Source organism: Rhodocaloribacter sp. (assembly GCF_056451265.1).
Map to the genome: position 1 here is coordinate 157,580 of NZ_JBWOPL010000019.1, position 14,147 is coordinate 171,726.

General features: G+C 63.7%; 12 protein-coding genes. 5 read left to right on the forward strand and 7 right to left on the reverse strand.

Going from position 1 to position 14,147, the window contains the following annotated elements; translation table 11 throughout:
* Positions 1-74: 74 nt before the first annotated feature.
* Positions 75-1,016, reverse strand: a complete 942-nt coding sequence (locus tag AC1HIY_RS02720) for an ABC transporter substrate-binding protein (protein WP_479575164.1) — start codon at positions 1,014-1,016, stop codon at positions 75-77.
* An 82-nt stretch (positions 1,017-1,098) separates the two neighbouring features.
* Complete coding sequence (locus AC1HIY_RS02725; RefSeq protein WP_479575165.1) at positions 1,099-3,417, reverse strand: FG-GAP-like repeat-containing protein; 2,319 nt, start codon at positions 3,415-3,417, stop codon at positions 1,099-1,101.
* 567 nt (positions 3,418-3,984) lie between these two features.
* Here AC1HIY_RS02725 and AC1HIY_RS02730 point away from each other — a divergent pair.
* Complete coding sequence (locus AC1HIY_RS02730; protein ID WP_479575166.1) at positions 3,985-6,156, forward strand: FG-GAP-like repeat-containing protein; 2,172 nt, start codon at positions 3,985-3,987, stop codon at positions 6,154-6,156.
* Positions 6,157-6,485: 329 nt separating this feature from the next.
* Positions 6,486-6,860: a hypothetical protein gene (locus AC1HIY_RS02735; protein ID WP_479575167.1), complete on the forward strand. Its 375-nt coding sequence runs from the start codon at positions 6,486-6,488 to the stop codon at positions 6,858-6,860.
* 88 nt (positions 6,861-6,948) lie between these two features.
* Here AC1HIY_RS02735 and AC1HIY_RS02740 read toward each other — a convergent pair whose 3' ends face one another.
* Positions 6,949-7,464: a class IV adenylate cyclase gene (locus tag AC1HIY_RS02740; RefSeq protein ID WP_479575168.1), complete on the reverse strand. Its 516-nt coding sequence runs from the start codon at positions 7,462-7,464 to the stop codon at positions 6,949-6,951.
* The gene (locus AC1HIY_RS02745) at positions 7,464-8,756 is read right to left on the reverse strand and encodes a thioredoxin domain-containing protein (protein ID WP_479575169.1); all 1,293 of its coding nucleotides are present in this window, start codon (positions 8,754-8,756) and stop codon (positions 7,464-7,466) included. Before AC1HIY_RS02745 ends, AC1HIY_RS02740 begins: the two co-directional genes overlap by 1 nt.
* Before the next feature lie 345 nt (positions 8,757-9,101).
* On the opposite strand from AC1HIY_RS02745, the gene AC1HIY_RS02750 reads away from it, so the two are divergent.
* The 3 genes from AC1HIY_RS02750 to AC1HIY_RS02760 all read left to right on the forward strand — a co-directional run bounded on the left by AC1HIY_RS02750 (position 9,102) and on the right by AC1HIY_RS02760 (position 11,220).
* A complete protein-coding gene (locus tag AC1HIY_RS02750; protein ID WP_479575170.1) occupies positions 9,102-9,356 on the forward strand; it encodes a hypothetical protein in 255 nt (84 codons plus the stop codon).
* A 37-nt stretch (positions 9,357-9,393) separates the two neighbouring features.
* Positions 9,394-9,648: a hypothetical protein gene (locus AC1HIY_RS02755; RefSeq protein WP_479575171.1), complete on the forward strand. Its 255-nt coding sequence runs from the start codon at positions 9,394-9,396 to the stop codon at positions 9,646-9,648.
* 75 nt (positions 9,649-9,723) lie between these two features.
* Positions 9,724-11,220: a sodium:solute symporter family protein gene (locus AC1HIY_RS02760; protein ID WP_479575172.1), complete on the forward strand. Its 1,497-nt coding sequence runs from the start codon at positions 9,724-9,726 to the stop codon at positions 11,218-11,220.
* 36 nt (positions 11,221-11,256) lie between these two features.
* Here AC1HIY_RS02760 and AC1HIY_RS02765 read toward each other — a convergent pair whose 3' ends face one another.
* The 3 genes from AC1HIY_RS02765 to AC1HIY_RS02775 all read right to left on the reverse strand — a co-directional run bounded on the left by AC1HIY_RS02765 (position 11,257) and on the right by AC1HIY_RS02775 (position 14,076).
* Positions 11,257-12,522, reverse strand: coding sequence for an Nramp family divalent metal transporter (locus tag AC1HIY_RS02765; RefSeq protein WP_479575173.1), 1,266 nt, complete (start codon positions 12,520-12,522; stop codon positions 11,257-11,259).
* 69 nt (positions 12,523-12,591) lie between these two features.
* Positions 12,592-12,999: a hypothetical protein gene (locus AC1HIY_RS02770; RefSeq protein WP_479575174.1), complete on the reverse strand. Its 408-nt coding sequence runs from the start codon at positions 12,997-12,999 to the stop codon at positions 12,592-12,594.
* A gap of 3 nt (positions 13,000-13,002) precedes the next feature.
* On the reverse strand, positions 13,003-14,076 hold the full coding sequence (locus AC1HIY_RS02775) for an isoaspartyl peptidase/L-asparaginase family protein (protein WP_479575175.1): 1,074 nt from the start codon (positions 14,074-14,076) through the stop codon (positions 13,003-13,005).
* Between the last annotated feature and the right edge of the window lie 71 nt (positions 14,077-14,147).

Here is a 14,147-nt window from a genome sequence, read left to right on the forward strand (position 1 = left end):
GGCGCGAAGGAAGGGGTGCGGAACGGACGGGGGAAAACTACGGCCCGCGCGCGTGCTTCACAACGGCCGCGCCTTTATCCGAGCGGCTCCATCTCCCACGCGGCAACGCCAGGCGCCCGTGCAGGGACGCGCTCCGGGTGCAGGGCGGCGGCGAGGAGCTCGGCGGCGCGGTACAGTCGCGGGCCGGGGCGGTTGAAATAGGCGTTGCCGTCGAAGAGGAAGACGCGCCCGTTCCGGACGGCGCGAAGCGAGGCCCATCCCGGCTTCGAGGTGAGGAGGGGAAGGTCGCGGCGCGTCCGTTCGAGCGGAAAGCCGCACGGCATGACGGCGATCACGTCGGGGTCGGCGGCGCGGAGGTCGTCCCAGGCCACATATCGGGAGGGCGCTCCGGCGTCGGCAAGCACGGCCCGTCCGCCCGCCCGTTCGGCCACGTCCGGCGCCCAGTGTCCCGCCGTCATCAGGGGCTCCAACCACTCGATGCACGCCACCGTCGGGAACGCCGCGGGATCGGCGCTTCGGGGAATCTCGAGACGTTCGCGGAGCGTCCGGAGACGGCGTTCCCCTTCGGCCACGACGCGCATCGCCGCCCCGGTCCGTCCGATGACGCGTCCCAGCCGGAGGGCCGTATTCAGCACTTCCTTGAGCGTCACCGGCTCCATCGAGAAGATGCGGGGGCGTCCGTCCGTCCACGCGGCGAGGGCCGCTTCGAGTTGCGACGCCTCGACGGCGCACACGGCGCACTGCGCCTGCGTGAGCACGAGGTCCGGGCGAAGCGCGCGGAGCCGGTCGAGATCCACCTCATACAGGCTCAAGCCTTCGAGGAGCCGCCCCCGCACCGCCGCGTCGATCTCCGACGAACCGGCGTGCCCGGCGTCGAAAGCCACACGTGTGACGGCCGGAAGAGCGCGGATCGACGGAGGGAAATCGCATGCATGCGAGCGCCCGACGAGGGCTTCGGAAGCATCGAAGGCACAGACCCACTCGGTCGCAGCCGGGAGAAGAGAGACGATGCGCATACGTCGGTAAGGCAGCGGAAGGAAACGGCCGAAGGTACGGCAGCCCGCGCGCGCACCGGCGGGGGGACCGCACTTTTCCGCATTACTTCACCAGCATCATCGCACGGGAACGGGAGAAAGCGCCCGCGTCGAGGCGATAGAAATACACGCCCGAGGGCATAGCGGCTCCGGCGGCGTCGCGTCCGTCCCACGCCACCCGGTGCGCGCCCGCGGCTCGCGAGCCTGTCGCCAGCGTGCGCACCCGGCGACCGAGCACGTCGTACACGGCCAGCGTCACGTCCGCGCGTTCGCCGAGGCGAAACGGGATCGTCGTCGTCGGATTGAACGGGTCGGGATAATTCTCTCCGAGCGCAAAGCCCGAAGGCGTCTCCGGCCCGGCGAGCGGCTTCGGCCCGAGGGTCGCGCCCGTGCGCAGCGCAGCCGCCCGCGTCCACAGGCGCGTCTCCGCCGAGGCAAAAGCGGCCTCGAAGGTCGAAACCCACGCGTCCGTCCCCTCCGCGCCCCCGGCTTCGGCGCGCTCGCCCCTTTTCAGCGAGGCTTTGGTGAACACGAAGCGGTCGGATTGCGTCCCCAGCGGAAAATTGCCCGAGAGCCCCTCGAAAGTATAGTCGCCCGCCGGCGCGGTGATGGGCACCTTCTGGGTGTCTCTCATCTCCACCATCTCGCCGGCGGCGAGGGTCCGCTTGACCGGGCCGAGCGTGAGGCTGACCCCGTTCGGCCCGGAGATGTGCAGCCAGATGTCCAGGTCCTGCGTCTCCGAAGTGTGGTTCGTCACGGTCATCTCATAATCGAACTCCCCTCCCGTGGCTGCGATCTCGACCGGCCACTCCGACGGCGTCACCTGCACACGCACCCCTTCTTCGACCAGGCGCACCCGTTGATCGACGGGCGCGTCGTTGAGGATTTGCACGATGCCCGAGGGCCACCGGATTTCGAGTTCGTCGATGGTCGTATTCTCACCGAGGCCGAAATAGGCCGCCACGTCGTCACCTCCGCCGAGGCTGCTCCCGCCGACCACTTCCACCTTCTGCTCGACGAAATCCGGTGTGCGCAGGCGCAACTGCGCGCCGATGCCGTCGCGGTTGCCGGCCACTCCCACGAGGTCGACGATGAGCCAGTGGTACCCGCTCTCGTTCATGTTCTCATAGAGATGCGCCTCTCCTCCGTAGTTGACCAGGAAGAGGTCCGGGTCGCCATCTCCATCGTAATCGGCATAGACGCTCGATCGACCGATGTTGGGATCATTCACCCCGCTGATGTCCGAGTAATTGGTAAACGTGCCGTCGCCGTTGTTGCGCCAGAGTTGGTTCGGCTGCGGGTTTTCTTCGATGGGATCATTCAGCGTGCCGGCCGCCACGAAGAGATCCACCCAGCCGTCGAGGTTGATGTCGAAGAAGTTCGCGCCCCAGGTCTGCCAGTGATGGCCGGTCTCGTCCACGGCATAGTCATACAGACCGGACTCGACGGTAGCTTTGACGAGCGCGCCGCCGGTATTTTTCAGCAGCACCGACGCGCCGTTGTTCGTAAAGTAATAATCAATCCAACCGTCGCGGTTATAGTCTCCGCGGGCCAGTCCCATCCCGTTTTCGCACTGTCCCGCGCCCACCTCGACGCTGACCTCCGTGAAGATCCACCGTTCCCCGTCGATCCCTCCGTCGTTTCGGTAGAATTTGTTCGGGAGGGAGCCATGCAAACAATCGTTGACGACGAAGATGTCGAGGTCGTCATCCTCGTCGAAGTCCGTCCACCCGCCGATGAAACCGAAGCCGTCGAGGTTGTTCAGGCCGAGCAGGTACGAGACGTTCGTAAAGGTTTCGTCGCCGTTGTTCCGGAAGAGAAAGTCGTGATGATCGAGTTCCCGGTCGAGCAGGTGTTTATGGTGAGCGATGTAGAGATCGAGCCATCCGTCGCCGTCATAATCGCCCCAGGAGGCGGTGGTGCCGCGCTGTTCGAGCACGTTGGTAAAAGCCGTGGCGGAAATGTCGGTAAAGCCCGCGCCGCCGTCGTTACGGAGGAGCACGTCATTGTCGGCGTTGGCCAGATAGATATCGGGCCAACCGTCGTTGTTGAAGTCGGCAATGGCCACGCCGGCGCCGTCATGTGCGGCATCCTCGGCTCCGTACTCGGCGGCCACGTCGGTGAAGGTTCCGTCGCCGTTGTTCCGGAAGAGATGGTTCGGGCCGACCCGCTCCGTCATGTACAGGTCAAGGTCCCCGTCGTAGTCAAAGTCGAACCATGCGGCGCCGGTGCCGAACTGGTCGTCGTCGATCACCTGGGCGCCGGAATGCGTCACGTTGACTCCGGCGGCGGTCTGGTCCACGAAAAGCGTTTGCGCCATCCCCGAAGACGGCGGAAAGAGCAAGACCAACGTGAGCGCCGCGGTGCATTTTCGAACAATCAAGGCTGCACCTCCCGTTTCAGAGAAAGAGATCTATAGCCCCCGCGATGCAACAGGCCAAACTATACAATCCTCACTCCCCTCCCTGGTGTTCCTATGCATCCCTGAGGGCCTTTCTATTTACTGCATATCTAACTAAGCCCCGTTAAAACTAGGTATTGCGCTTTCCATATTCCAGTTTGAATTAATTTTTTCATCGCTTACCCGGCGGATCGCTTTTTCCATCATCCTTCGCGCCTCCTGCGTTTTTTCTAGCTGCGCCGGAGGCACACGCCCCGCGAAACAATCCTCGTGGGCGATGGAAACGCACATCTTCCCCTTTTTCGCGTTATGTATAGATATGCGCTCCTTCGTTTTCTTGATTTTCTCCCCGGAATTCACTACTTATGAATCCTGTGGATGGAAGTATTCGAGCATCCATAGTTTCCCCGGAGGAAGGTCCGAGCCTTTCTGTTTGACGCGATTTTTCGAACCGTCGCCACGCCTCCGGGAACCCTATTCTTTTATTTTCAGCATACAATCGCTGCGATCGGGCTAAAGCCACCCAAAGCCTCTATCAACCTACGCATCATGAACCAATCTTCATCGAGCGCGCGCGCGCGCACGTATCTTCCCTTTCTGTTTGCCCTCGTCCTGGCAATCCCTTTTGCAAAGCCGAACGCAGCACGCGCGCAACAGGTGAATGACATCGCCATCGAAACCCGCTTTCAGGGAGACTTCGGAAGCGCGTTTGCCCGGGGACGCGCGCTCATCGCCGCCGACTTCGACCTCGACGGGCAAATTGATTTATACGTGGGCAACCCGGGAGACTCGTCTTACATTCTGCGCGGGGTCTCGCGCAACGGCCGCACGCGGTTCCTGATGACGCAGATCTTGCTCAAGGACGCCATCGCCTGGGGCGGCTCTGCCGCCGACTATGACAACGACGGGGACTATGACCTGTACGTCAGTTGCGGCGCCAACGAAGGAGAGTGTTTCGACTATCTCTTCAAGAACATGCTCATGGAAGAGGGGCGGCTCCGGTTCGAGGACGTGACGGCGGAGGCCGGCATCAGCGGGCCCGTCCCCCCCGGCGCGACGGACCCCATCCCCGTGGCCAGCGCCAACGGCTCCTGGGGCGACTATGACCGGGACGGCGACGTGGACCTCTTCGTCAGCGTCAACATCTGGAAAGGCAGTTTCATGGACGGCCCCCTCATGAGCGACAAGTTTCTGGAAAAGGGTCGCCCGCTCGCCGGCGCCGAGGACATCCTCGGGCGCAACGTGCTCTGGCGCAACAACGGAGACGGCACCTTCACCGACGTCACCGACGAGCTCGGCCTCGGCGCCACGCTGCGCCCGACCCGGCACTCCACCTTCATGGACATCGACAATGACGGCGACCTCGACATCTACGAGAACAACAACGCGGACATGAACGTGATCTGGCGCAACCTGCTCGTGGAAAACGGCGCCCCTGCGTTCGAGGATGTCACGGCGCTGATGTCTCCGCCGGGAGAAGACATGGGATACCCCTTCGGCTCGTTCACCATGTGCTCCGTCGACTTCAACAACGACGGCTGGGAAGACATCCTCGCCTTTACCTCCAACGACTTTGAGGTCTCGTCCGGCTCCCCCTATGGCCCCGGGCATGCCCTCTTCATCAACCTGGAAGGAACCGGGTTCATGAACCTCGCGGATCAGGCCGAAATCAACAACCCCTTCATTCCCGACCTCGGCGTGATGGGCAGCCAGGTGGGCGACCTCAACGGCGACGGCACCCCGGATATTTACGTCGGAAACGGCGGCCCCTCCGGCGGCCAGTTCGACCAGCTTTATCTCAGCGACACCCAGCCCGGCATGATGCCGCATTACGTCAACCGCTCGGACCTGATCGACTTCCCCGCGCCGATCAATGAGCGTTCGTCGGCCAACTATCCTCCTTATCCCTATCGGACGCACGGCACCGCTTTCATCGACATCGACGGGGACGGCACGCTCGAGGTCGTCGTCAACCACGGCGGCCCCGCCGAACTCCCTGCGGAAATGATGCAGGAGCCGAACCGGCTGTTCAAATTCACATGGGATGCCCCGATCAACTACTTCCGCATTCGTCCGGTCGGCGACGGCGTTCACGTGAGCAAAGATGCCGTGGGCGCACGCGTCAAGGTGACCGTCCACAGCCAGACGGAGACGTGGTCGCTGTATCAGACCCTCTTCGCCGGTCATTGCTTTTCGGCGCAAAACGGATTCGCCCTGCATTTCCTGATCGGACCCGCCACGTCCGTCGATGAGGTAGAGATTACGTGGCCGGACGGCACGCAGAGCGTCATCACGGAAGGGCTGAGCATCAATTCCGACATGGTGGTCGAGTATACCGGCGCGGGTCAGCAGCCGCGCCTGATGACGGCCTCTGAAGCGCGTCCCTCGCACCTGAAGCCGGCCGATCCGGTCGCCGAAGTAGCCCTGGATGCCGCCGTCGAGTCGCGCCTGCCCAAAGAGGTTACGCTCTCCGAAGTGTATCCGAACCCCTTCAACCCCCGCGCCCGGTTCACGCTTTCCGTCAACGAAACGCAGCCGGTGCGCATCGAGATGTACGACCTGCTCGGGCGACGCGTGGCGCTCCTCCACGACGGCGCGCTCGCCGCCGGTGAGACGCATCGCTTCGCCCTCGAGGGCGCAAACCTGCCCAGCGGCGTCTACCTCGTTCGCGCCACGGGACGCACCTTCTCCGCCTCCCGCCGCGTGACGCTCCTCAAATAGGCACGCGCCCGGGCAAAGGAGACGAAAGATCGGTTCCTCCCTTCCTCCAAACCAGCCTTGATATTTTTCCCGGAACGATTTTTTTCTTCCCGCACTTGAAGATATATGCACGGGCCCCAACCTACTGCGGCCCGGCCTCGCCGTGATCCCTTCGTATGGATTGCATACCTCCAGGTCATCGCGCGCTCCGGAAGCGCACGGCCAACCTCTTCGCTTGCATCAAGCCTGTAATTTATTTCTCCGGCTCATCTGCCGATAAATGGTAACCTGTGGCCTTCACAAAGAACCTATCTATTGCCATGAGAGAGACGCCCCTTCCCGAGATGATCGTGCCTGAGACGACCGAAAAAAATTTTACGCCGGATCGGAAGCGCTTCCAGGAAATGATTCACCCCCTCACATCAGCTCTCGTCCTTGACGAAGAAGGCAACATCTGCCACATCACCCCGGCGGCCCGGCGGCTGCTCGAATACAAAGCCCGGCAGTCCGTGAAATCCAGCTTCTTCGCCCACATTCACAGCAGCAACCTCTACCAGGTGATGCGCGACGTCGCGGACATGGTGTGCTACGGCAAAGCCAGAGCTTCGTGGCTGATCCGCCTGCGCACCGGCAAGAACCGCTGGCGGTGGTACAAGGCCACGGCCCAGAACCTGTTGAAGGCTCCCGCCGGCGCCATCACCATCCACCTCCGCGACCTCCGGTAAACCGGCTTCCGACGGAAGCCCTGCGCCGCCACGCCCTCCGGCAGCGGATGAAAAGGACGAGCACGGGAGATCCCCTGTGCTCGTCGGATCAGACCCCGAGCAGCAGATCGCTGTACGAGTGGGCGACGAGATCCCGGGGCGCGATGCGAAAGCGCCGGAGAAACGCCTCGCACTGCGCCTGAAGCGCCGACGCGCCGAGGCTTCCGTCCTCGTCGATGGCCTCGATCTCGACGAAGGCGCCCAGTTCCGCAACCCGGTCGAGATGAATCTTTACGTTGTCGACGAAATAGATCTCCCGCCGTTTATCGACGACGACCAGGACGCCGAGCGCCGCCGTCAGAAGTGCCTTGAGCGCCGGATCCGGCTCCATGCGATAGAGCCACACGTCGGAGCGCTTCGGGCCGGACTGGTCGGCGCGGTGGTAGAAGATGAGCGCGTTCTCGATGTTGCCTTCCCGGAGCTTCATCCGCCCCTTCGGCACGGCAAAATACGTATCGACCTGATGGTCCTCCCCGGCGAAGCGCGCGCCTTCCGAACGAAGGACCTCGCGGATCGGCGCATGATCGGCGCACCGCGCCTTGATCTCGACGTTGACGATCGCCATTATCGTTTGAGCCGACTCAGTTCCTCGCGGATGACGGCGCGGACGAAGTCGGTGTTTCGCCAGTAACTCATGCGCCGCCCGTTGACGAAGATCGAGGGCGTGGAGGGCACGCTGATGTTCATGCCCGCCTCCACGTCGCGCTTCACCCGTTCGAGCGAGGCGTCGCCGTCGAGGCATTGCGCGAAGGCGTCCATGTCCCAGCCGCGATCCGCCGCCAGTTTGAGGAAGAGGTTGCGTCCGAGTCTCGGTTGATCGCGGAAGAGATCGTCGTGATAGCCCCAGAAGTCGCCGAACTCCTGCGCGCAGACGGCCGCCCGCGCCGCCGGACCGGCTTGCATGTGGATCTGCCGTTGCAAGTTGGTATTGATGGTGTTGTCGAGCGGGAAGTTCATGAAATAGAGCGCCACGTCGTCGCGGAACTCGAAGAGCGCGCTCCGGAGATGAAAAGCGGACTCGCGGCAGGCCGGGCACTGAAAGTCGGCGAACTCGACGATTTTGATCGGGGCGTCCGGGTTGCCCCATACCGGCGCATCCGGCGTCGGTTCGACGGGTATGGGCGTCGGACGGAAATGCGCCTTCAGCGCCCGGTCGAGGTCGAGCTTCTGTCGTTGCACCGCATTGCCCTCATACCCTTTGATGCCGACGAAACCGAGGCCGAAGAGGGCGACGAGCAGCAGACCGAAACGGGTCGGCTGGGGCGAGAAGCTCAGCCCGGACGGCTTGCCCATCAACTCCTTTACGTAGTTCGAGAGGAACGACCCGGTGTCTTTCAGGGAGAGGTTCAACGCCGTCGGCAGGAGCGCGGCGATGGCGAGGTTCGCGGCGTACATCCCTACGCACACGAGACAGAGCACCCCGAGGCTGAGCAGGTGATACGCCTTATAGATCGAAAAGAGCACCGCGCCGAGGCTCAGCACCCATGCCACGGCGACGGCCCCCGCCGCGCCTTCTTTGTTCGAAGTGCGCAGCGCATAGAGCGTCGCCAGCGCGGTCCACAGGTAGAAGAGAAAGCCCCACCACGCAACCGGCACGCCCAGAAACATGGCATAACTGGAAGCATGCGCCACATCGCAGTTGATCCAGTCGTTGATCGAGCAGCCGCTTGGATCGATCACGCCTTGTTGCGCGATCTCGAAGGTCAGCTTCGTCGCATACAGGGACAGGGCCGCGCCCGCGACGGCCGCCGCCATTGCGCCCCACAGCGCCCCTTTCCGGAGCGTGGGCGCCTGCACCCGGCGCGCTTTTTTGTCCCGTCCCTTTCTCTTCTGTTTCGACTTTGCCGTCTTGCTCATAATCACCCTGTGGTCTTCCTCGTGTGCGTTGGCCCCGCGCCGTCGCAGGCGAACGAGCCTAGTAGGGCAACACCGTCAATATGTTCCGACCTTTCGGCTCCGAAGCGGCGGCCCCACCATTCTTCGAAAGGAAAAATCGTTCGGCTTCGAGCGACTTTCGTCCCACGCCTTTCCCGAGCGCCCGCATCAGGCAAGCGCTCGCCGCGAAGGAAAAAATTCTCCCGCACCATTTGCCCTTTTGCGCGGGAACCGTTATTCATAGAAACACTGTAAACATAAGCAGAACCCTTCGACCTCGAGCGTCTCCTTTCGAAAAAGAACTCCGCTCTTTCCCGATCGCACCCCATGTTTGAAATCGTAGTCCTGCTCATTGGCGCATTCCCGTTCCTGGTCGGGCTGTATGCCATCAAAATGATGCGCCATGACGACGACGACGGCGACGACGATCAGCCGCCGCCGCCCGACCCGGGACCGCCGCGACCGGTGGCCCCCACGACGCCGCGACGACGCCGTCATCCCCACACGCCACCTTTTGACCGCCGCCCCGTCTCGCATCGCCGCATCCGCGTGCCCGAGTCGTCTCCCCGCGTTCGCCGCTGACCTCTGAGCGCCCTTTCCGCCGCCAATCCCGCTTCTCATGCCCGAACCGTCACCGCTCCCCCGCGGCCTCGTCTTTTTCTCCCCGCATGCTTCCCCGAAACACCGGCGACGCCGGCTCGTGTTCGTCTCCCTCGTAGCGACGGCCTTGCTGGCCCTGATCTGGCCGGTGTATTCGCTCGTCTCCGGCGTCTTCCCGCTCGTGCTCGGCCTGCCGCTCTCCCTCGCCTGGGTGGTCTTCTGGCTCCTCGTCGTGTTTGTCGCGCTCATCCGGCTCTACCGATCCGACCCATGATCCGGGGTTTTTGCCTCGTTTTTCAGACGTTCCCGAACTTTCCGCTCCCGCTCACCGCCCCTTCTCTCTCATCCCGTGGATGCATCTCTGACGATTCTTCTGATTTGCGGCGCCTATCTGGCCGTCTCACTCCTCATGGGCATTTTGCCGGGTCGTTCGGTCTCGCACAGCGTGGCGGGCTACGTGGCGGGCGACCGAGCGATGAACGTGGTGCTTTTGTATTTCGTGCTCGGCGCCTCGGTCTTCTCCTCGTTTGCGTTCCTCGGAGCGCCGGGATGGGCCTATTCGCGGGGTGCAGCCGCATATTACGTGATCGCATACGGGACGGTGGGAATGGCCCCGTTGTACTTCTTCGGCCCGCGCGCGCGGCGTCTCGGGGAGCGGTTCGGCTTCGTCACTCAGGCCGAGCTCCTCGCGCATCGCTACGACAGCCGGGTGCTTTCGGTGGTGCTCGCCCTGCTCAGCGTCGTCGCCTTCGTGCCGTACCTCACGCTTCAGATGAAAGGGGCCGGCTACATCCTCTCGACGGTCTCCGGGGGGCTGATCCCGGCCTGGCTCGGCGCGCTCGTCACGTACGGCGTCGTGCTCACGTACGTGCTTGCCAGCGGGGTGATGGGCGTGGGCTGGACGAACACGTTCCAGGGCGTCTTCATGATCGCCATCGCGTGGGTGCTCGGGCTCTACCTGCCGCACAAGCTCTATGGCGGCGTCGGCGCGATGTTCGAGCAGATCGCCGCGAGCGACCTCGGCGCGATGCTGAAACCGCCCGGCCTCGGCGCCGACGGCGGCCCGTGGAACTGGTGGGCCTACTCGTCGGCGGTGCTCGTCTCGGCGATCGGACTCTCGATGTGGCCCCACCTGTTCATGAAGAGTTATGCCGCCCGAAGCGACCGCAGCCTCCGGCTCACCGTCGTCCTCTTTCCCACGTTTCAGTTTTTCCTCGTCCCGATCCTGCTCATCGGCTTCGCGGGCGTGCTCGCCTTCCCGGGCGTCATCCCCGCCGACACCATCGTCCCCCACATCCTCACCCGCATCGGCCTCTCGCCGGTGCTCGTCGGGCTCGTGTGCGCCGGGGTGCTCGCCGCCTCCATGTCCACCGGCGACGCGCTCCTGCACGCGGCCGCCTCGATCTTCGTCCGCGACGGCGTCCGTCACGTCGCGCCGCACCTGTTGCCCGACGACCGGCACGAGCGGCTCTGGATCCGCGTGCTTGCGGTGGCGCTCTTCTGCGTGGCGTACTATTTCGCCGTGGCCTCCGACGTGTCCATCGTGGCGTTGCTCCTCGGTTCCTATGGCGGCATCGCGCAGATCTTCCCGCTCATGTTCGCCGCCTTCTACTGGCCGCGCGCCACCGGCAAAGGCGCGCTCGCGGGCCTCGTGGCGGGCCTCGTTGTGAACACCTTTTTCCTCCTCTTCGCCGACCTGCGCCCCGTCCCCATGCACGAAGGCATCTACGGCCTCCTGGCCAACGTCCTCGTCTTCGTGGCCGTCAGCCTGCGCACCGCGCCGGAACCGCTCGAAAAGCTGCAAATCTATTCGGGCGAAGCGCTGCCCGTCGCCGCCAAAAACTGACCCACCCCTTCGAAACCGGCCCGCTCGCAAGCATCGTCATAAAAAAGACCGAAGCAACCGGCCGAGCAATACGATCGTGAAGGCCAGACTTACCCCCAGCGTGATCCAGCCGAAGACGTTGTTGAACCGGGAGTTCTTCAGATCTCCCACGACCTGCGTGTTCCGGTTCAGCAGGAGCAAGATCCCCACCAGAGCGGGCAGCAGAATACCGTCGAAAACCTGGCTGTAATACAACGCATCGACGGCTGAAATCGGCGACCAGTATATGAAATTCCCCACGACCAGTGCGCCGAAGAACACCGTGTAGAACCCTTTGGCATCACTGACCTTGTTATCCAGTCCTTCGCGCCAACCGAACGTGTCCGCCACGGCATAAGCGGTGGATCCGGCCAGCACCGGGATCGCCAGGAAACCGGCCGCGAGGATGCCCAGGCTGAAGAGCAGAAAGGCATACTCGGACCCCAGGGGCCGCAGCGCCAGGGCGGCATCTCGCACCGTCTCCAACGATTGTCCGCTTCCATACAGCATGACCGCCGCCGTCACGATGATGCACAGGGCGATGAGGTTCGAATACATCATCCCGATGGTCGTATCCCAGGCGACTTCCTCCGCCTGCGCAACCGTTTTGTGCTCTTCCTTTTCCTCGGATGCCTGCCAGAAAAGCAAATAGGGCGAAATCGTCGTTCCGAGCAAGCCCAGCGCCGCCATGATATAGGCCGAGGAGAACGACACGTGCGGCAAAAAGGTGCTTTTGAGCAGCGCCGGAAGCTCGGGTCTCGACAGAACGGCGGCGATCACGTACGCGATCAAGACGAGTGTGAACCCGACGAAAAAGCGCTTGACGGTTCGGTACGTCTTGAACATCACGAGGTAGGCAATCAGCGCCGTAATGCCTGCGAGAAAGTGAACCGACGGCACGCCGGTGATCAACTCCAGCACCGCCGCCATCCCCTGAAGGTCCGCGCCGATGGTGATCACGTTGGCGAGCGCGAGCAACGTCACCATGAAGACGGCCGTCTTTCGGGAATAATAAGCCGTGATGATCTCCGGGAGACTTTTGCCGGTGATGATCGCCAGACGAGCCGCCATATTCTGCGCGGCAATCATCATGGGCGTGGAAAGGACCATCAGCCAGAGCATGGAGAAGCCGGTGGTCGCGCCTACGGCGGTATACGTCACGATCCCGGCCGGATCGTCGCCCGCGCCGCCGGTAATGATGCCGGGACCGAGCTTCTTCACCCGCTCCCGATTCTTCCGGATCTCCCGGGCGATCCGGTGCGCCCTCGCGTGGTGCGCCCCCATGTTTTCCCCCTTCTTGCGATTTGCCGGAAACGCACGACCCGTTCGAAGCCTTCGAACCCGCCGCGTTTTTCAGCGGCTCCGGCGAAGCACCACGGCGGCGTTGACGAAGATGATGCTGAGCGTGTACGTCCCTTCGAGCGCCGCGCCGTCGGCGGCGAGAAGGCCTGAGAAGACGCCTGCGAAGTCACCCGAAGCGTCGGTGAAGTGCAACGTGACGTCGGGATGATGATGCTCGCCGGCGACCATGACGGGGGTCGTGCCCAGCGCCCCGGCGCCCGCGATGCGGCCGTCGTTCTCATGCAGACGCACGGACCACGGCTCGGAGAACTCGGCCCCGTCGACGGCATAGACGAACGCGCCCTCGAAACGACCGACGACCGGGGGCGCTTCGAGCGCGCCGCCGTCACATCCGGCCGGAAGGAGCGCGACGAAGAGCGCCGCTACCCTGATGCCTCTCGCCCCGATCCACTTGCCCATGCCTCAGTCCTTGTAAATTTCCACGGTCACGTGGCCTTCCGCATCGATGCGGCCCCGGTACATCCCTGCCGTGTTGAACGGCATCGCGACGTTGCCGTGCCGGTCCATGGCGATGACGCCGCCCGTGCCGCCCATCGCTTCGAGCTTGTCCATGATGACGGTGCGGGCGGCTTCTTCGACGGACGCGCCGCCATAGGCCATCATCGCCGCGATGTCGTGGGCGATGACGCCGCGGATGAAGTACTCTCCGTAGCCGGTCGAGGAGACGGCGCAGGTGGCATTGTCGGCATACGTGCCCGCCCCGATGATGGGCGAGTCGCCGACGCGACCGAAGCGCTTGTTCGTCATCCCCCCGGTGGTGGTGCCGGCGGCGAGGTTGCCCGCCCGGTCGAGCGCGACCGCGCCCACGGTGCCGTACTTGTACGCGCCGGGAGCCAGTTCTTCGCCGGGCGCCACGGCGGCGCCCATCGTGCCTTCGGCGGCTTTCGCCCGTTCGAGCTGTTCGCGTCGCCATTCGGTGTAGAAATAGGAGTTGTCGACCATTTCGATGCCGTTCTCGCGAGCAAACTCCTCGGCGCCGTCGCCGGTCAACATCACGTGGGGAGATTTTTCCATGACGAGCCGGGCGAGCGCGATCGGGTTGCGGATGTGCTTCACGCCCGCCACCGCGCCGGCGTTCTTCGTCGCGCCGTCCATGATCGAGGCGTCAAGTTCGACGGCGCCTTCGTGGGTGAAGACGGCCCCTTTGCCCGCGTTGAAGAGCGGCGAGTCTTCGAGGATGGTCAGCGTGGCGATGACGGCGTCGAGGCTGCTTCCGCCGCCGGAAAGGACGTTGTGCCCCGCCCGCAGCGCTTCTTCGAGCTTGGCGCGGTATTCGGCTTCCCGCTCGGGCGAGAGGTCGCTGCGTCGGATGGTGCCCGCCCCGCCGTGGATCGCCAGGGCGAACGTCGGTTCCGAAGCCCCGGAGGCATCGGCGGGTTCATCGGAGGCGGCAGGCTCACACGCGCTCATCAGGAGGCTCATCGAAAGGGCGGCGAAGAAAACGGCAAGGGTGTTCAGACGCTTCAAAATACGCATGGTCGGGACGTCGGAAGAAGATGGAGGAAACGTGATCCGCACAAGGTACGACGCGCGCATGCGGATGCGCC